The following is an 18409-nucleotide window of genomic DNA, read 5'->3' on the forward strand; positions in this document are numbered from 1 at the left end:
GTCACAGGCGTGACACCTCAGTCGTGCTGGAGGCGGGCGCGCGAGTTGGCCAGGTGCAGGCGCATCGCCGCGCGCGCGGCCTCGGCGTCGCCGCGGGCGATGGCGAGGTGGATGTTCTCGTGCTCGAGCGAGACGCGGGTCAGGTGCGTGGCGTCGGACACGGTGTACTCGGCCTCGAGGCGCGTGCGCGGCAGCATGATCATCATCGGGCCCAGGGAGGCGAGCAGGTCGCGGTAGAAGTGGTTGCCCGAGGCGGCCGCGATGCGCAGGTGGAACTCGTAGTCCGCCTCGACGGCGTGGCTCGGGCGCTCGCCGGCGCGGCCGAGGTCGCGCAGGGCCCGCTCGATCGCCTTGAGCTGCACGTCGGTCCGCCGCGCCGCCGCGAGGGCCGCCGCCTCGGACTCGACGCCGATGCGGAAGTCGATCATGTCGAGCACGTCGCGGTGGCTGCGCACCCGGTCGGCCCCGACCTCGAAGCGCTCGGGCTCCGGGAGCGCGAGGACGAACGTGCCTCGCCCCTGGAAGGTCTCGACGAGGCCGGCCGCCTGCAGCCGCGAGATCGCCTCGCGCACGACCGTGCGGCTGACGCCGAACTCGTCGACGAAGGCGGCCTCGGTGGGCAGCTTCTGCCCCGGCTCCATCTGCCCGGCGAGGATGCGCTCCTTGAGCCGCTCGACCAGCTCGTGGGCCAGGCTCCGGCCGGTGTCCCGGTCGAGCTTGCCGGCGTCGTCCTGCGTCACGCGGCCCAACCTAGCGGGCGCCCGCAGTGGCGGCCGGCAGCGTCACGGTGTCGACGGTCCACCCCGACGCCTGCTCCGCCAGCGTGAGTCCGAGCCCGGGGCGGTCGGGCACGAGCATCGTGCCGTCCGCGATCTCGAGCCGCTCCTCGAACAGCGGGCTGAGCCACTCGATGTGCTCGACCCACGACCGGCGCGGGTAGGCGGCGGCGAGGTGCACGTGCACCTCCATGACGAAGTGCGGCGCGACGTGCAGCCCGGCGTGGTCGGCGAGGGCGACGACGCGCAGGTACGGCGTGACGCCGCCGACGCGAGGCACGTCGGGCTGCAGGTAGGTGACGGCGCGCAGGTCGACGAGGCGGACGAGCTCGGCGACGCTCGTCAGCATCTCCCCGGTCGCGATCGGGGTGTCGAGGGCGCGGCTCAGCGCGGCGTGCCCCTCGGCGTCGTACGCGTCGAGCGGCTCCTCGATCCACACGAGGTCGTGCTCGCCGAGGGCGCGGCCCGCGCGCAGGGCGGTGGTGCGGTCCCACTGCTGGTTGGCGTCGACCATGAGCGGGACGCCGTCGCCGAGGTGCTCGCGCACGGCGGCGACGCGCCGGAGGTCCTCGCGCAGGTCGGGCTGGCCGACCTTGACCTTGATGCCGCCGATGCCGGTGGCCCGGGCGGTGGACGCGCGCTCGCAGACCTCCTCGATCGGGGCCTGGAGGTAGCCGCCCGACGTGTTGTAGACGTCGACGGCGTTGCGGTGCGCGCCGAGCAGCTTGGCCAGCGAGAGGCCGGCCCGACGTGCCTTGACGTCCCACAGGGCTGTGTCGACCGACGAGATCGCCTGTGTCGCAACGCCGGAGCGGCCGACGGAAGCGCCGGCCCAGAGCATCCGGTCGTACAGGCGGGCGATGTCGTTGGGGTCCTCGCCGAGGATGCTCTCGACGACCTCGCGGGCGTGGGCGAACTGGGCGCGGCAGCCGGCCCGAGTGGTGTACGAGAAGCCGAGCCCGGTGAGGCCGTCGGTCGTCTCGACCTCGCACGTCAGCACCGACACCTCGGAGAGGGGGCGCTGGCGCCCGGTCAGCACCTTGGCGTCGCTGACCGGTGCCGGGAGCGGCACGTCGTGCAGCCCGAGCCGGACCGACGCGATGCGGTCAGCCGTCACGCGACGCCGATCTCGAAGGTGTCGACCGTCCAGGCCTTGGCCTGCTCGCTCAGGGTGAACCCGAGACCGGGTCGGTCCGGCACGAGCATCCGCCCGTCGCGGGTCTCGAGGCGCTCGTTGAAGAGCGGGTCGAGCCACTCGAAGTGCTCGACCCACGGCTCACGGGGGTAGCAGGCCGCGAGGTGCAGGTGGATCTCCATCGCGAAGTGCGGGGCCAGCTGCAGGCCCGCGTGGTCGGCGAGGGTCGCGAGGCGCAGGAACGGGGTGATGCCACCGACGCGGGGCGCGTCGGGCTGGATGATGTCGGCGGCCCGCGCCTCGATGAGCCGGACGTGCTCGGCGACGCTCGAGAGCATCTCGCCGGTGGCGATCGGGGTGTCCAGCGCGGCCGCGAGCTGGGCGTGGCCCTCGGCGTCGTAGGCGTCGAGCGGCTCCTCGATCCACACGAGGCCGAGGTCCTCGACGGCCCGGCCGAAGCGCAGGGCGGTGGGGCGGTCCCACTGCTGGTTGGCATCGATCATGAGCGGCACGTCGTCGCCGAGGTGCTCGCGCACGGCTGCGAGGCGGGCGAGGTCGACGCGGGTGTCGGGCTGGCCGACCTTGATCTTGATGCCGCCGATGCCGGCCGCGAGCGACGCGGTGGCCCGCTCTTTGACCTCCTCGACCGGCGCGTGGAGGAACCCGCCCGACGTGTTGTACGTGCGGACCGAGTCGCGGTGCGCGCCGATGAGCTTGGCGAGCGGCAGGCCGGCACGCTTGGCCTTGAGGTCCCAGAGCGCGATGTCGATCGCGGCGATGGCCTGGGTGGCGACGCCGGAGCGGCCGACCGAGGCGCCCGCCCAGAGCAGCGTGTCGTAGACCTTCGCGATGTCGTTGGGGTCCTGGCCGATGAGGCGGTCGGCGACCTCCTTGGCGTGGGCGAACTGGGCGGGGCCACCGGCGCGCTTGGAGTAGCTGAAGCCGATGCCGTGGTGGTCCTGCTCGGTGGCGACCTCGGCGAAGAGGAGCACGACCTCGGTCATCGGCTTCTGGCGTCCGGTCAGCACCTTGGCATCGCTGATCGGTGTCGGCAGGGGCAGCACGACCGAGGAGAGGGAGACGTGGCGGATGCGGTCGGCGGTCGTGCGCTCGTGCGTGGTCTCGTTCATGGTCGGGCCCTTCGTGGTCGGCGGTGACTTGGGCATCGTATGAGTCGAATACTTGTATGACAAGTTGTCGGGCGAAGGAATGAGATTGGAGCGACGGCGCGACGCGTCTGGCGCCGCGGAGGTCAGGCCGAGCGCAGGGCCCTGGTGTCCCGCCGCTTGGCCAACGCCATGGCGAGCGCGATCTTGCGCGCGTCGATGGCGATCTCGCGGAGCATGCCGGAGATGGGGTTGGTGTAGCCGGTGTACCAGAGGCCCCGTGCGCCCCGGGCCGTGGCGCCGCCGCGCTCGACGGGCCGCCCCTTGTCGTCGAGGACGCCGAGGTGCCCGAGCATCGGCTCGAGGCCCTGGCTGTACCCGGTGGCGAGCACGACGACGTCGGGGCGGATGCGGCTGCCGTCGGCGAGCACGACCTCCTCGCCCTCGACCGACGCCAGGGCCGCGACCGGCTCGACCGCTCCGGATCGGACGGCGTCGATGATGCCGACGTCCTGCACCGGGATGGCGTTGTCGCGCTCGACGCGGGTCAGCAGGCCGGTGTCGGGGCGGGGGAGGCCGTGGGCCGAGAGGTCGGGAACCTGGAGCCGCTCGACGTACGGCGCGACGGCGTCGACGAGGGCGGTGGGCAGGTGGCGCACGGCGATGCCGGTGTACTGCGCCGCGACGGGGCCGCGGTTGCGGCGCAGGATGTGCGGCACGGTGCGCACCGCCATCCGAACCCGCGCGGCGCCCTGCTCGGTGAGGTCGACGGCGATCTCGGTGCCGGTGTTGCCGGTGCCGACGACGAGCACGTCGCGGGCCGCGTAGGCCGCGCCGGTGCGGTAGTCGCGGGCGCGGACGACCTCGCCCGGCCAGTCGTCGAGGCCGGGCACATCGGGCTCGCGCGGTGTGTGGTTGAAGCCCGTCGCGACGACGGCGTACGGCGCGGTGAGCGTCGAGCCGTCGGCGAGCGTCACCGTCCACGCCTCGCCCCAGCCGGGGTGCTCGGGGGCGCGGTCGACCCGGGCCACCTCGGCGCCGGTGCGCACGTCGAGGTCGTGGTGGGCGGCGTACTGCTCGAGGTAGCGAACGACGTCGTCGCGGGCCACCCACCGGCCCATCTCGCGCGGGATCGGCAGGCCCGGCAGGCCGGACAGCTCGCGCGGCGTGTGCAGGTGCAGCCGGTCGTAGTGTCCGCGCCACGAGGTGCCGACACCGTCGCTGCGCTCGAGGACGACCCCGTTGAGGCCCCGCTGCCGCAGGGCCGCCGCGGTGGCGAGGCCGGCGGGTCCGCCGCCGATGACGTACGCGTCGACGCGTGCACTGCGCTGGGTCACGGGCATCAACGTAGCGGGCCGTCGGCCACGTGGGCCGCGACCCACTCGACGAGCGGGCGGACGTCGCGCCAGACCGTGCGCACCTCGGTCAGGGTGCGCTTCGTGCCGAGCCACTCGGGCTCCCCGAAGGGGCGGGTCACCATGACCTCCTTGAGCCGCAGCGTCTCGATGCGCGGGTGGTCGGCCGAGTAGCCGCGTGGCGTGGTCTTCACGGCCTCGCCGTGCTGCTCGAATCCCTTGCGCGACAACGACGCCAGCAGCTTCTCCAGTTCTGTGCCGGACGCCGGGGCGTCGACGGCGGCACGGAACCGCTTCGTCTCCGCGGGGCTGTGCGCGCGGAAGCCGCCGCCGGCGAGGAGCCCGTCGGCGCTGACCTGCACGTACCAGCCGCCGCCCCGCTCGTCGGCCACGAACGCGCCCTGGTGCGTCTTGTACGGCGACTTGTCGGCGCTGAAGCGGATGTCGCGGTTGGGCCGGAAGAGCTTGGCCGGGCCGAACTCGTCCTCGAGCGCGTCGAGCAGGGCGAGCATCGGCTCGCGGACAGCCGCCTCGTAGGTGCCCTTGTGGTCCTGCCAGTACGCGCGCGAGTTGTCGGCCTCGAGGCCGGCATAGAGCTCGAGCGCGTCGGGTGGGAAGCCGGCGAAGGGCGGGTGGTCCGTGGACGCGGCGGCGGGGCTCATGCCCCCACTGTGGCACCCGGATCCTGTGGATCCCCGGTGAACCTCGTCTCACCCGCCGGGGCCGGCTTGTTAGGCAAGGCTTACCTGTGCTTTCCTGAATTCCGGCAGCCCGACGTGCCCTAATTGCCCGCCCCGCTCCCACCACACCAGCCACACCAGGAAGAAGGACGCCGTGCTCGCCAGCAACGCGCTCATCGGGCTCCGCGAAGGCCTCGAGGCCGCCCTCGTCGTCGTCATCCTCGTCGCGTTCCTCGTGAAGTCCGGCCGCCGGTGGGCGCTGCGGTACGTGTGGACCGGCGTCGGCGTGGCCGTGGCCCTGTCGGTCGCGCTCGGCGCGCTGCTGACCTATGGCACGAGCCAGCTCTCCTTCGAGCAGCAGGAGCTCATCGGCGGGTCGGCCTCGATCCTCGCCGTCGTGTTCGTCACCGGCATGGTCTTCTGGATGCGCTCGGCCTCGCGCACCATCTCCGGCGAGCTCAAGGGCCGCCTCGACAAGGCCCTCGACCTCGGACCCGCCGCCGTCGTCCTCGTCGCCTTTCTCGGCGTCGGCCGCGAGGGCCTCGAGACCGCGATCTTCTTCTACGCCACCACCGAGGCGGCCGGACGCGGCAACAGCCAGCCGCTGCTCGGATGGGTCATCGGCCTCGTCGGTGCCATCGTCCTCGGCTGGCTCATCTACCGCGGTGCCGTGAGCATCAACCTCGCGACGTTCTTCCGCTACACCGGCGTCCTGCTCGTCCTCGTCGCGGCCGGCATCCTCGCCTACGGCCTGCACGACCTGCAGGAGGCCGGCATCCTGCCCGGCCTCAACAGCCTCGCCTTCGACGTCAGCGCGACGATCAGCCCCGACAGCTGGTACGGCGCGCTCCTCAAGGGCATCTTCAACTTCTCGCCGAACACGACGTGGCTCCAGGCGGTCGCGTGGACGCTCTACGTCGCCGTCGTCCTCACGCTCTTCCTTCGCCCGGTCAAGACGCCGCCGAAGCCCGTCGCCGCCGACGCGCCCCGGACGCCGCTCGCCGCCTGACGCGTTCGCACCCACCGGCCTGCCGGCCGTCCACCCGCAGCTCATGACCCGCACGCCCGCGCCCGCGGCCTCTCGCGGCGCCACCCCACAGGAGAACCATGCCTCGCCCTGCCCTGCGCCTCGCGACGGTCGTCGCCCCGGTCGCCGTCGCCGCCCTGGCCCTGACGGCCTGCTCCGGCTCGACCGGCGGCGGGTCCGGCTCCACGGCCGCCGGCGCCATCGCCGTCAACGCCACCGACACGGCGTGCGAGCTGAGCGCCACGACGGCCAGGGCCGGCACGGTCACCTTCGAGATCACGAACGCCGGCTCCAAGGTCAACGAGTTCTACCTCTACGCCGAGGGCGACCGCATCGTCTCCGAGGTCGAGAACATCGCGCCGGGCCTCTCACGCCAGCTCAAGGTCGAGATCACCGAGCCCGGCACGTTCACGACGGCCTGCAAGCCCGGCATGGTCGGCGACGGCATCCGCGGGTCGTTCACCGTCACCGGCACGGCCAACGCCGGCAGCGCCGACGCCAAGGTCAGCAAGGCCATCGCCGACTACCGGGCCTTCGTCGCGAGCGAGGCCGACGAGCTCGAGACGAAGACCGCCGCATTCGTCGCCGCGGTCAAGGCCGGCGACGTCGAGAAGGCCAAGGCGCTATACCCCGAGGCCCGCCACCCCTGGGAGAGCATCGAGCCGGTCGCCGAGAGCTTCGGCGACCTCGACCCGAAGATCGACGGCCGCGAGGACGTCACGGCCGAGGGCATGGCCTTCACCGGCTACCACCGCCTCGAGAAGGACCTCTGGACCGCAGGCCTGCAGAAGGACTCCGGCGCCGTCGCCGACCAGCTGCTCGCCGACGTCAAGGAGATCGTCGCGAAGAGCAAGACCGTCGAGCCGACGGCCCTGTCGATCGCGAACGGCGCGAAGGCCCTGCTCGACGAGGTCGCCACGGGCAAGATCACCGGCGAGGAGGAGCGGTACTCCCACACCGACCTCTGGGACTTCGACGGCAACCTCGAGGGCTCCAAGCAGGCGCTCGCGACGTTGCGCCCGGTCATCACCGAGCGAGACCCCGCGCTGCAGAAGGCCCTCGACGAGAAGTTCACGGCGCTGTCCACGATGCTGAACAGCAACCGCGCGAACGGGGCGTTCGTCAGCTACACCGCCCTGTCCGACGCCCAGGTCAAGGACCTGACCGTCGCCCTCGACGCGCTGAGCGAGCAGGTCGCCAAGGTGCCGGGCGTCGTGGAGGCGAAGTGACGCCGGCTGCGCCGCACTCCGGGACGCCGAGCCGCCGCCGCGTCCTGGGCGTCGGTGGTGTGGCCGCCGCCGGTGCCGTCGCCGGGGCGGTCGCGGGCGCCGGGGCGGGCTGGGCCGCAGGGCGTTCCGGCTCGGACGTGTCGGGCCCGAACGATCCGTCGGGTTCCGACGCGTCGGGCGCGGCGCTCGACGCCCCGGTGCCCTTCCGCGGCGCCCACCAGGCGGGCATCGTCACGCCGGCGCAGGACCGGCTCCACTTCGTCGCGCTCGACGTCGTGACGAAGGACCGTGACGAGCTGGCCCGGATGCTCGAGGAGTGGACCCGCGCCGCCGAACGGATGACGGCCGGTGCGGAGGCGGCGCCGGGCGGTCTCGTCGGGGGCGGGCCGTACCAGGCACCGGCCGACACGGGCGAGGCCTACGGGCTGGCGCCGTCGGGCCTGACGATCACCATCGGCTACGGGCCCTCGCTCTTCGACGACCGGTTCGGCCTGGCCGCCCGCAAGCCCGACGCGCTGCGCGACCTGCCGGCCTTCCGGGGCAACGCGCTCGACCCGAGGCGGTCCGGCGGCGACCTCTGCATCCAGGCCTGCGCCAACGACCCGCAGGTCGCGGTGCACGCGGTGCGCAACCTCGTGCGGCTCGGCTTCGGCGTCGTGTCGGTGCGCTGGTCCCAGCTCGGGTTCGGTCGCACGTCTTCGACCTCGACGACGCAGGCCACGCCGCGGAACATGTTCGGGTTCAAGGACGGCACGGCCAACATCAAGGCCGAGGAGGCCGACGCCCTCGCCGAGCACGTGTGGGTCGCGCCGGGCGACGAGTCCGGAACCGCATCGACCGGCGGGGCCTGGATGGCGGGCGGCAGCTACCTCGTCGCGCGACGCATCCGGATGCACGTCGAGGTCTGGGACCGCTCCACCCTCCAGGACCAGCAGGACACGATCGGCCGCGACAAGAAGGACGGTGCGCCCCTGGGCCAGAGCGGGGAGTTCACCGAGCCCGACTTCGCGCGCACCGGCCCCGACGGCGCGCCGGCGATCCCGCCCGCCTCGCACGTGCGCCTGGCACACCCGAGCAACCTCGGCGGCGTCCGCATCCTGCGCCGCGGCTACAACTTCACCGACGGCACCGACGGCGTCGGCCACCTCGACGCCGGGCTGTTCTTCATCGCGTTCGTCCGCGACGCGCAGAAGCAGTTCGTGCCGATGCAGCGGGCCCTCGCCGCCAAGGACGCACTGAACGAGTACGTCGAGCACACCGGCTCAGCGGTGTTCGCCTGCCCTCCCGGTCTCAAGGACGGGGAGCACTGGGGCCAGGCGCTGTTCGCCTGACCGTGGCCGCTCGGGGGGCGGCTGGGCGCGAGGGTCCGTCCCGACGCGTCGGTACGGTTTCGCCCATCCAGCGCGACGGGTCGCGGACGACGTCGTCGAGCACGCGAAGGCCCGCTCCGGTGACGGCCGCGTCGGGCCCGGCGACGGCGCGGCTGACGCCGACCTCGGCCCAGCGGGCGGCGAGCACCCGGGTCGTGATCTGTTCGCGGATCCCGCCCTCGAGGTGCTCGAAGAGCGCGCCGTAGACGCCGCCGAGGACGACCTGCTCGACGTCGACGAGGTTGAGGGCCGTGGCCACCGCGACGCCGAGGGCCTCGGCCGCGGTGTCGAGGGCGCGGCGCGCCCGGTTGCGGCGCGGGCCGGTCGACGCCGCGGCGGCGAGCTCGGCCACCGGGGTGTCGCGGGGCAGGCTCGCGGCGTCGGCGATGGCGTCGCGCCCGGCGTAGGTCTCGAGGCAGCCGGTCGCGCCGCACCCGCAGCGCGGACCGGAGCGGTCGATGACGGCGTGCCCGATCTCGCCGGACCAGCCGCCGCGCCCGGCCGCCACCTCGCCGTCGACGACGATCGCACCGCCGATGCCGACCTCGCCCGCGACGTAGAGGAAGGACTGGGCTGCACGCGGGGTGCCCTCGGCGTGGGCCCTGGCCTGGACCTCGGCGCGGGCGGAGAGGTCGGCGTCGTTGCCGACGCGCACGTCGATTCCCTGGAGCGCGTCGTCGGCGGCGAGGAGGGCTGCGAGGTCGACGTCGTGCCAGCCGAGGTTGGGCGCGAGGCGCACGAGCCCCTGGTCGAGGAGTGCGGGCACGGAGACGCAGGCACCGACGACGGGTCCGGTGCCGGGCGCGTGCGGTCCGCCGTCGAGGCCCTCGACGATCGGGGCGGCGAGGCGGGCCAGCTGCCGGGCGACGCGTCGGGCGTCGCTGCCGCGGTAGTCGCCGGGGCGGTGCGCCTCGGCGACGGGGGCGCCGGTCAGGTCGGTGGCGCGGACCGTCAGGTGGTCGACCTGCACCTCGAGCCCGAGCCCGACGACCGCGCGGGTGCCGACCCCCAGGAGCATGCCGGGGCGGCCGGCGCGGCCGAGCGACTCCTGCTCGAGCTCGACGAGCAGCCCGGCGGCGATGAGGCGGTCGACGAGGTCGGAGGCGGTGGCCCGGGTGACGCCGAGCGCCGATGCGAGGCGAGCGCGGGTCGGCGCCTCGGGGGCCTCGACGACGGCGCGCAGCACCTCGGAGAGGTTGTGGGTGCGCAGCGTCGCCTGCTGGACGGCCCCGCGCCGCACCCGGTCGGCCATCCCGCCCGGTGGACGTGTCGGGCCCTGGCTCGTCGTCGCGCCGGTCCTCACCCGTTGACCCTATCGCCCTCCTGGTAATAAGTTTGTTCATCATACAAATGGCGGCGACGATACTGCCCGCTCGAGGAGGAGCCCCGCATGGTCCGCACCCCGACCCCCGATGACCGGTTCTCGTTCGGCCTCTGGACCGTGGGCTGGGAGGCGCGCGACCAGTTCGGCGACGCGTCGCGCCCGCACCTCGACCCGCTCGAGTCCTGCCGCCGCCTCGCCGACCTCGGCGCCTGGGGCGTCACCTTCCACGACGACGACCTCGTGCCCTTCGGCAGCAGCGACGCCGAGCGCGACCGGATCGTCGCCGACTTCCGCAAGACCCTCGACGAGACCGGCCTCGTGTGCGAGATGGTCACGACGAACACCTTCAGCCACCCGGTCTTCAAGGACGGGGCGTTCACCTCGAACAACCGCGACGTGCGCCGGTACGGGCTGCGCAAGGTGGTGCGCAACGTCGACCTCGCGGCCGAGCTCGGCGCGGAGACGTTCGTCATGTGGGGCGGCCGCGAGGGTGCCGAGTACGACGGCGCCAAGGACCTCAACGCGGCGCTCGACCGCTACCGCGAGGGCATCGACACCGTCGCGGCCTACATCAAGGAGCAGGGCTACGACCTGCGGATCGCCTTGGAACCCAAGCCGAACGAGCCGCGCGGCGACATCATCCTGCCGACCGTCGGGCACGCGCTCGGCTTCATCGCCCAGCTCGAGCAAGGCGACATCGTCGGGCTCAACCCCGAGGTCGGGCACGAGCAGATGGCCGGGCTCAACTACACGGCCGGGATCGCCCAGGCGCTGTGGGCGGGCAAGCTCTTCCACATCGACCTCAACGGCCAGCGCTCGATCAAGTACGACCAGGACCTCGTCTTCGGCCACGGCGACCTGCTCTCGGCGTTCTTCACCGTCGACCTGCTCGAGAACGGCTTCCCCGGGGGTGGCCCGACGTACGACGGCCCCCGGCACTTCGACTACAAGCCCTCGCGCACCGAGGACGTGGCCGGCGTCTGGGACTCCGCAGCCGCGAACATGAGCACCTACATCCTGCTCGCCGAGCGGGCCGCCGCCTACCGCGCCGACTCCGAGGTGCAGGCGGCGTTCGCGGCCAGCCGCGTGCTCGAGCTGGCCGAGTCGACGCTCGGCGCCGGCGAGACGCTCGCCGACCTGCTCGCCGACCGGTCCGCGTACGAGGACGTCGACGCCGACGCGCTCGCCGAGGCCGGCTACGCCTTCGTCGCGCTCAACCAGCTCGCCGTCGAGCACGCCCTCGGCGCCCGCTGAGGGACGCCGCCCTCCTCATGCACTGCCCCCGTGGTGGGAGCAGTGCGTGAGGGCGCGAGGGTGTGGCGGCGAAGAGGGCTGGTCAGGACTGGCTGACGCGGACCGTCAGGGCGGCCGGGCGGATCCGGGCGAAGACCTCGGCCGCCTCGCCGATGACGTCGCCGTCCACCTGCAGGGCGATCGGCCGGTCGGCGCGGACCCGGATCTCCTGGCACACCTTGTGGTCGAGGGTCGGGTGGCCCTTGCGGCGGCGGGTCGCCACGCGCGTCGCGACGGGCACCCAGCCGACGACGCCCTTGGGGGAGGCGATGACGGCGTCGAGGCGTCCGTCGTCGACGCGGGCGTTCGGCATGAGCACGAGCCCGCCGAGCAGCCGCCCGCAGTTGCCGATGACGACCATCCGGGCGCGGCGGCGGAACTCCATGTCGTCGTCGACCTTGATCCGCACGCGGAACTCCGGCGACACGAGCGACTTGAGGCCCGAGACCATGTACGCCGGCCAGCCCACCTTGTTCTTGAGGTTCTCGTTCGTGGCGGCCATGATCTCGGCGTCCATGCCGAGCCCGCTCATGACGAGGAAGTGGTGCAGCGGACGCGGGTCCTCGGCGTCGTCGGCGGCGTCGTCGGGTGCGGCGCCGATGAGCACCTCGCCGACGTCGATGCGGCGGTTGCGGCCGGTGAGGGCCACCTCCAGGGCGTTCTCGAGCGCCACCGGGAGGTCGAGGTTGCGGGCCAGCAGGTTGCCAGTGCCGGCAGGCAGGATGCCGAGCGGCATCTCGGTGCCGACGAGGGCGTGCGCCACGTTGCGGACCGTGCCGTCGCCGCCGAGGCTGCAGACGAGGTCGACGCCCTCGCGCACCGCGAGCGCGGCCTGCCCGGCCCCGGTGTCGTCGGGCGTCGTCTCGTAGAAGACGGGGTCGCCCCAGCCCTGCGCGTGGCACGCCACGGTGATGCGCTCGCGGACCGAGGGCAGGTCGGTGAACTTCGTCGGGTTGACGACGACGGCGGCGCGCTTGAGCGGCACGGGGGTGTCGTCGTCGCCGGAGCGGAAGTGGTCGCGCGGGGGTCGGGGACGGCGCCGGAGCGTCGCCGTGGCCTCGGGCGCGACACGCGTGAAGACCACGCCGCCGACGACCAGGGCCAGAACCACGACCCCGGTGACGATCCACGGCAGGTAGTCCTTGAGCACCAGTGCACGGTATCGCCCGGCCCCCGTATGTCCGGAATCCGGTCGGGGCGCGGACGCCGGGCCCCGCCGCCGCACGGCGGCCCTAGGCTGACCCGCATGAGCGAGCCGACGGGCCCCGGGCCCCTGAGCGTCGAGGATCCCGGTCCCGCCACCCCCGACACCGCCGACTGGACGTGGGTGCTGCGCCAGCCGTGCCCCGACTGCGGCTTCGACCCCTCGCGGCTCGAGCCGACGGCGGTGCCGGCGCTGCTGCGCGACGCGTCCGCCCGGTACGTCACCGCCATCGCGCGCCCCCAGGCGCGGATGCGACCGCGGCAGGGCGTGTGGTCGCCGGTCGAGTACGCGTGCCACGTCCGAGACGTCTGCGACGTCATGCGCGGGCGGCTCGAGCAGATCCTCGACGGTGGCGGCGACGCGGTCCGGTTCGCGAACTGGGACCAGGACGAGACCGCTCTCGAGAAGCAGTACTGGCGCGCCGACCCCGAGGCGTTGCGCGACGAGCTGCGCACCGCGTTCGAGGCCGCGGCCGCCACGTACGAGCGCCCGGTCGGCGACGAGTGGGGCTGGGTGGCCCTGCGCAGCGACGGCTCGGAGTTCACGGCCGGAACCCTCGCCGTGTACTTCGCCCACGACATCCGCCACCACCTGTGGGACGTGAACGCATGACGCTGCCGATCGACGTGCCGCTCACCCTCCCGGACGCCCGCACCCCCGACCCCCACGACGCCCCCGCCATCCGCTGGGGCGTCCTCGCGCCGGGAGGCATCGCGCACGCGTTCGCCGAGGCCGTCGCCGTCGGCACCGCCTCGGAGGTCGTCGCCGTCGGCTCGCGCAGCCACGCCCGCGCCCAGGACTTCGCCGACGAGTACGGCATCGGCCGCGCGTACGGCAGCTACGAGGACCTGGTCGCCGACCCCGACGTCGACGCCGTGTACGTCGCCTCGCCGCACTCAGAGCACCGCGCCCACGCGCTGCTCGCGCTCGAGGCCGGCAAGCCCGTCCTCGTGGAGAAGGCCTTCACCCGCAGCGCCGCCGAGGCCCGCGAGGTGCTCGATGCCGCGGCCCGGCGCGACCTGCTGGTCGTCGAGGCGATGTGGAGCCGGTTCCTGCCGCAGTACGACGTCGTGCGCCACGTCGTCGAGTCCGGCCTCATCGGCGAGGTCGTCGCCGTCTTCGCCGACCACGGCCAGCGGCTCTACCCCGACGGGCCCGAGCGCCTCTCGCAGCCCGAGCTCGCCGGAGGCGCGCTCCTCGACCTCGGCGTCTACCCCGTGTCGTTCGCCGACGTCGTGCTCGGGGCCGCCGAGTCGGTCGCGTCGGTCAAGGCGTCGGGCACGCTCACCGACCTCGGCGTCGACGCCACGACCACCATCGCCGTCACCAACGCGGCCGGGGCGCAGGGCGTCCTGTCGTGCACCATGGCCGGCGTCACGCCGTGCACCGCCGTCGTCGCCGGCACGAACGCCAGGCTCGAGCTGACCGGCGCGTTCTACGGCGCCGGCTCGACGCTGCGCCTCGTCGGCCGCGACAACGAGGTGCTCGACGAGCGCCCGGGCGGCCTGCCCGAGGACGTCCGCGGGTTCTCCTACGAGGCAGCCGAGTTCGCCAGGTGCCTGGTCGCCGGCGAGACCGAGTCGCCCCTCCTGCCGCATGCCACGACGCTGCGGGTCATGGAGACGATGGACGAGGTGCGCCGCCAGATCGGGGTCGTCTACCCCGGGGAGTGAACCCCGATCGGGTGCGAATGCAACCCGCGCGGCCTCTCGAGCAGTCATACTGCGGACCGCACATGCTAGAGACACAGGGGTCCGCATGCTCACCGACGACTTCGTCCCGTTCGACCCGGCCATGACCGGGCCGCCGACCGGTTTCTTCCTCTTCTTCGGCCTCGTCGCGGCGCTCGCCGTCGCCGTGTTCGGCTACACGCTCGTCAAGGGGGTGTCGCGGTGGCGGGCCGACGAGATGTCCCCGTTGCGCAGCGTCGACGCGCTCGTCGTGTCGCGCCGCACGGACGTGCGGAGCCGCGCCGGCTCGGCCGCGATACCGGGCACCGAGCCGGGCACGATGCTGAGCCAGGGCACTCCGGCCACCTCGAGCACGACGTACTACGTGACGTTCGAGGAGGAGTCGGGGGAGCGGCGTGAGCTGCAGGTCAGCGGCTCCGAGTACGGGCAGCTGGCCGAGGGCGACCGTGGCCACCTCATCCACCAGGGCAGCCGCTACAAGGGCTTCACCCGCAGCGTCGTCCGCGACTGAGCGGCGCGGGCGCGCGTGAGGCGCGTCTGGCGCGTCAGGCGCCGAAGTCGTTGGGGTCGCGCCACTGCCGCTCGAAAGGCAGCCGCCACGTGAACGGCGCGACGAGCTGGTGGATCTGGTTGGGCCCCCACGTGCCCGCCTGGTACGGCCGCACGGTCGGCGGGTTGTCGATCAGCGGCTGGCTCACCTCCCACAGCCGCTCGATGCCCTCGGCCGAGGTGAAGAGCGTGCGGTCGCCGCGCGCCGCGTCGTAGATGAGCCGCTCGTAGGCCTCGAGCACCGACCCGGCCCAGTGCGTCTCCTGCACGGAGAACTGCATCGACAGCTTGTCGAGCTTCATGCCCGGCCCGGGGCGCTTGCCGTAGAACGACAACGACATCCGCGACTTGTCGGCGAGGTCGAAGGTCAGGTGGTCCGGGCCGTTGTCGCCGACGCCGGAGCCGGGCGGGAACATCGAGCGCGGCGGCTCCTTGAACGCGATGGAGATGATGCGGGCGCCCTCGGCCAGGCGCTTGCCGGTGCGCAGGAAGAAGGGGACGCCCGCCCAGCGCCAGTTGTCGACGAAGCACTTGAGGGCCACGAACGTCTCGGTGTCGCTGTCGGCCCTGACGCCCGGCTCGTCGCGGTAGCCGACGTACTGGCCGCGGACGACGTCGTGCGGGTCGATGAGCGCCATCGACCGGAAGACCTTGTTCTTCTCCTCGCTGATGGCGTGCGGCTCGAGCGAGGTCGGCGGCTCCATCGCCGTGAACGCGAGCACCTGGAACAGGTGGGTCACGACCATGTCGCGGTAGGCGCCGGTGCCCTCGTAGAAGTCGGCGCGCTGGGACAGGCCGAGGGTCTCGGGCACGTCGATCTGGATGTGGTCGATGTGGTTGCGGTGCCAGATCGGCTCGAAGAGGCCGTTGGCGAACCGGAAGGCGAGGATGTTCTGCGCCGCCTCCTTGCCGAGGAAGTGGTCGATGCGGAAGATCTGCTCCTCGGCGAACACCTCGTGCAGCTCGGCGTTGAGGGCCCGGGCGCTCGCGAGGTCGGTGCCGAACGGCTTCTCCATGATGATCCGGCTTCGCTCGACGAGCTTGGCCTCCTCGAGCTGGCGCACGACGGCCAGGGCCGCTTTCGGGGGCACCGACAGGTAGTGCAACCGCCACGCATCCGGCCCGAGGATGTCCTCCGACTCCTCGACGGCGGCCCGGATCCCTTGCGGCCCGGCCGAACCCGGCACCCAGTGGATGCGGTCGGCGAACTCGCGCAGGTCGTCATCGGTGACGTCGTGGCTCGAGTGCTCGCGGATCGAGGCGAAGACGAGGTCGAGGAACTCCTCACGGGTGAGGTCATCGAGGCTCGTGGCAACGACGCGCAGGCCCTCGAGCAGCTGCGTCTCGTGCAGGTGGAGCATCCCGGGGAGCAGCTTGCGCTTCGCGAGGTCTCCGGTGGCGCCGAACAGGACGACCGTGGTGGCGGGCATGTCCTCAGCGTGGCGCAAATCCGGCCCGAGCGGGAGGGTCGGGCCGGGTGCCGCGAACCGGGCGCGTTCGACGGGCCGGGGGCCTACGCTCGGAGCATGCTCTTCATCGGCATCATCCTGTTCGGAATGCTGGTCGGCGCCGCGGCGCAGCTCATCCTCGGCAAGGGGTCCACGGGGATCGACTGGACGATGGCGATCGTCGCCGGCCTCGTCGGCTCGCTCGTCGGCGGTCTGCTCGCGAGCCTCCTGTCGGGCGATGGCCTCGACCTGCGCCCGAGCGGCATCATCGGCTCCATCGTCGGCGCCGTGATCGTCACGGCGGGATGGCGCTGGAGCCGCACCCGCAACGTCACCCGCTGACCGCTACCCCCTCCACGGCCACCCGGCCGCGCTCGACGTGCCAGCGGTGCGTCAGCCGCAGCCCGGCGAGCAGGCTCTCGTCGTGGCTGACGACGAGCACGGTGCCACCGAACGCCGCCACGGCGGCCTCGAGCTGCTCGATGGCGTCGACGTCGAGGTGGTTGGTCGGCTCGTCGAGCACGAGGACGTTGACCTCACGGCCCTGGAAGAGGGCCATGAGCGCGCGAGTCCGCTCACCCATCGACAGGCTCCGCGCCGGGCGGCCCACGTGCTCGGCGCCGAGCCCGAACTTCGCGAGCAGCGTCCGCACCTCGCCGACCGGCCACTCCGACCCGGTCCGCGGGTGGGGGCCGAGCTCGCGGCGCACGACGTCGAGCACCGTGGCGTCGGTCTCGAGGAGCCGGCGTCGCTGGTCGAGCACGCCGACGGAGACGCGGGTGCCGAGCGTCTGACGGCCCGACGTCAGGGGGAGGTCGCCGAGGAGCGCTCCGAGCAGCGTCGTCTTGCCGCTGCCGTTGTCGCCGACGAGCGCGATGCGGTCGCCACGGCCGAGCGTCAGCGACACCGGCCCGAGCCGGAAGCCGTGCCGTTCGACGACGGACTCCGACAGGGTCGCGACGACGTCGGCCGGCGGCCGGCCCTCGGTGATCGTGTACCTCAGCTGCCACTCCTTGCGCGGCTGGTCGACGACGGTGAGCCGGTCGGCCGCCCGCTCGAGACGGGCGCCCTTGGCGGCCTGCCGGTCGGCGCGGGCGCGGTGCTTCTCGCGGATGTGCTTGTCCGGCTCCTTCGTCGCCTTCGGCCCGGTGCGGCCCTTGACCGCCCAGTCGGCGCGCTGCCGGGCCTGGCCGAGGAGGGCGTCGCGGTCGGACGCGTACTCCTCGTAGGCGTCCCACGCCTGCGACCGGGCCAGGGCCCGCTGCTGCACGAAGTCGCTGTACGTGCCGGTGTAGTGGCCGATCCGCTGCTGGGGCAGGTCGAGCTCGACGACGCTCGTCGTGACGCGGTCGAGGAAGGCGCGGTCGTGGCTCGCGACGAGCACGGGCCCGTCGTGCGACCGGACGAACTCGGCCATGAGGTCGAGGCCGCGCGCGTCGAGGTCGTTGGTCGGCTCGTCGAGCAGCAGCACGTCGTACTGGCTGAGCAGCACGGCCACGAGGCTGGCCCGGGCCGCCTGCCCGCCCGAGAGCGTCCCGAGCCGACGCGACGCGTCGACGTCGAGGCCGACCCGCGCCGACACCTCGGGCAGGCGCTCCTCGAGGTCGGCGGCACCGAGGGCCAACCACCGCTCGAGGGCGAGCGCGTACCGGTCCTCGGCCCCGGGGACGCTCTCGGCGAGCGCGGCCGAGGCGGCCTCGAGCTCGACGTCCGCGGCAGCGACGCCGGTGCGGCGCCGGGCGTACGCGAGCAGCGACTCCTGCGCGTCGGGCGGCACCTGGGGGAGCCAGGCCACCGTGGCGTCGGAGGGGGCGAGCCGGATCGAGCCACCCTCGATCGGCAGCTCGCCGACGAGCGTTCGCATCAGCGTCGACTTGCCGGAGCCGTTGGGCCCGACGACGGCGGTGACGTCGCCCGAGGCGAGCGTCAGGTCGAGGCCGGAGAAGAGGACACGGGCACCGAAGGCGACGTCGAGGCCGGTGACGGTGAGCGTGGTGGACGGCGTGGAAGACATGAGCGAGGTCCTTGATGGTCGGCAGGGCCCCGCCGGGAAGAGGGACGCGTCAGGCGTCGCGCATCAGCCGGGCGGGCGGGCTCGAGGCATCAGGAGATCCACACGGGACGGGACACTAGGGCCGCGGGCCGACGGCGTCCACCCCTTTTCCGCGGACAGGTCTCGCGGTCAGAGCAGGCCGGCCTCGTGGACCGTGATGGCGACCTGG

At 73.1% G+C, this 18409-nt stretch carries 17 protein-coding genes; 8 read left to right on the forward strand and 9 right to left on the reverse strand.

All coding sequences use genetic code 11. The features are described from left to right. Positions 1-17: 17 nt before the first annotated feature. The 5 genes from RY076_RS17980 to RY076_RS18000 all read right to left on the reverse strand — a co-directional run bounded on the left by RY076_RS17980 (position 18) and on the right by RY076_RS18000 (position 5034). A complete protein-coding gene (locus RY076_RS17980) occupies positions 18-740 on the reverse strand; it encodes a FadR/GntR family transcriptional regulator (protein WP_323100482.1) in 723 nt (240 codons plus the stop codon). 10 nt (positions 741-750) lie between these two features. After that, the gene (locus RY076_RS17985; protein WP_323100483.1) at positions 751-1893 is read right to left on the reverse strand and encodes an L-talarate/galactarate dehydratase; all 1143 of its coding nucleotides are present in this window, start codon (positions 1891-1893) and stop codon (positions 751-753) included. After that, positions 1890-3041 carry an L-talarate/galactarate dehydratase gene (locus RY076_RS17990; protein WP_323100484.1) on the reverse strand — a complete coding sequence of 384 codons (1152 nt, stop codon included), beginning with the start codon at positions 3039-3041 and terminating at the stop codon, positions 1890-1892. The genes RY076_RS17985 and RY076_RS17990 overlap by 4 nt, the downstream gene beginning before the upstream one ends. Before the next feature lie 122 nt (positions 3042-3163). Further along, positions 3164-4360, reverse strand: coding sequence for a flavin-containing monooxygenase (locus RY076_RS17995; protein ID WP_413785794.1), 1197 nt, complete (start codon positions 4358-4360; stop codon positions 3164-3166). Then, entirely contained in the window at positions 4360-5034 is a 675-nt protein-coding gene (locus RY076_RS18000; protein WP_323100488.1) for a DUF2461 domain-containing protein, read from the reverse strand. Before RY076_RS18000 ends, RY076_RS17995 begins: the two co-directional genes overlap by 1 nt. 172 nt (positions 5035-5206) lie before the next feature. Here RY076_RS18000 and efeU point away from each other — a divergent pair, with 172 nt between their 5' ends. The 3 genes from efeU to efeB all read left to right on the forward strand — a co-directional run bounded on the left by efeU (position 5207) and on the right by efeB (position 8639). Further along, on the forward strand, positions 5207-6061 hold the full coding sequence (efeU, locus tag RY076_RS18005; protein WP_323100490.1) for an iron uptake transporter permease EfeU: 855 nt from the start codon (positions 5207-5209) through the stop codon (positions 6059-6061). A gap of 98 nt (positions 6062-6159) precedes the next feature. Beyond that, a complete protein-coding gene (gene efeO / locus RY076_RS18010) occupies positions 6160-7308 on the forward strand; it encodes an iron uptake system protein EfeO (RefSeq protein WP_323100492.1) in 1149 nt (382 codons plus the stop codon). Beyond that, positions 7305-8639, forward strand: a complete 1335-nt coding sequence (gene efeB / locus RY076_RS18015; protein WP_323100493.1) for an iron uptake transporter deferrochelatase/peroxidase subunit — start codon at positions 7305-7307, stop codon at positions 8637-8639. Before efeO ends, efeB begins: the two co-directional genes overlap by 4 nt. On the opposite strand, the gene RY076_RS18020 is transcribed toward efeB, so the two are convergent. Beyond that, a complete protein-coding gene (locus tag RY076_RS18020) occupies positions 8599-9981 on the reverse strand; it encodes an ROK family transcriptional regulator (protein ID WP_323100495.1) in 1383 nt (460 codons plus the stop codon). The genes efeB and RY076_RS18020 overlap by 41 nt on opposite strands. An 87-nt stretch (positions 9982-10068) precedes the next feature. Here RY076_RS18020 and xylA point away from each other — a divergent pair, with 87 nt between their 5' ends. Then, positions 10069-11256 (forward strand): xylose isomerase, encoded by a 1188-nt coding sequence (xylA, locus tag RY076_RS18025; RefSeq protein ID WP_323100497.1) that lies wholly within the window; start codon positions 10069-10071, stop codon positions 11254-11256. An 82-nt stretch (positions 11257-11338) separates the two neighbouring features. On the opposite strand, the gene RY076_RS18030 is transcribed toward xylA, so the two are convergent. Beyond that, on the reverse strand, positions 11339-12445 hold the full coding sequence (locus RY076_RS18030; RefSeq protein ID WP_323100498.1) for a diacylglycerol/lipid kinase family protein: 1107 nt from the start codon (positions 12443-12445) through the stop codon (positions 11339-11341). Between the two features lie 96 nt (positions 12446-12541). Here RY076_RS18030 and RY076_RS18035 point away from each other — a divergent pair, with 96 nt between their 5' ends. The 3 genes from RY076_RS18035 to RY076_RS18045 all read left to right on the forward strand — a co-directional run bounded on the left by RY076_RS18035 (position 12542) and on the right by RY076_RS18045 (position 14701). Continuing rightward, entirely contained in the window at positions 12542-13111 is a 570-nt protein-coding gene (locus RY076_RS18035) for a DinB family protein (protein ID WP_323100500.1), read from the forward strand. Next, entirely contained in the window at positions 13108-14172 is a 1065-nt protein-coding gene (locus tag RY076_RS18040; protein ID WP_323100501.1) for a Gfo/Idh/MocA family protein, read from the forward strand. The genes RY076_RS18035 and RY076_RS18040 overlap by 4 nt, the downstream gene beginning before the upstream one ends. 85 nt (positions 14173-14257) lie before the next feature. After that, positions 14258-14701, forward strand: a complete 444-nt coding sequence (locus tag RY076_RS18045) for a DUF2500 domain-containing protein (RefSeq protein WP_323100503.1) — start codon at positions 14258-14260, stop codon at positions 14699-14701. Between the two features lie 34 nt (positions 14702-14735). On the opposite strand, the gene zwf is transcribed toward RY076_RS18045, so the two are convergent. Beyond that, positions 14736-16169 carry a glucose-6-phosphate dehydrogenase gene (zwf, locus tag RY076_RS18050; protein ID WP_323100504.1) on the reverse strand — a complete coding sequence of 478 codons (1434 nt, stop codon included), beginning with the start codon at positions 16167-16169 and terminating at the stop codon, positions 14736-14738. 96 nt (positions 16170-16265) lie between these two features. On the opposite strand from zwf, the gene RY076_RS18055 reads away from it, so the two are divergent. Further along, positions 16266-16529, forward strand: coding sequence for a GlsB/YeaQ/YmgE family stress response membrane protein (locus RY076_RS18055; RefSeq protein WP_323100505.1), 264 nt, complete (start codon positions 16266-16268; stop codon positions 16527-16529). Here RY076_RS18055 and RY076_RS18060 read toward each other — a convergent pair. Next, positions 16519-18201 carry an ABC-F family ATP-binding cassette domain-containing protein gene (locus RY076_RS18060; protein ID WP_323100506.1) on the reverse strand — a complete coding sequence of 561 codons (1683 nt, stop codon included), beginning with the start codon at positions 18199-18201 and terminating at the stop codon, positions 16519-16521. The two genes, RY076_RS18055 and RY076_RS18060, sit on opposite strands and share 11 nt — an antisense overlap. Between the last annotated feature and the right edge of the window lie 208 nt (positions 18202-18409).

It is taken from the genome of Intrasporangium zincisolvens (genome assembly GCF_034724055.1).
In the GTDB taxonomy this organism is placed as follows: Bacteria; Actinomycetota; Actinomycetes; order Actinomycetales; family Dermatophilaceae; genus Monashia; species Monashia zincisolvens.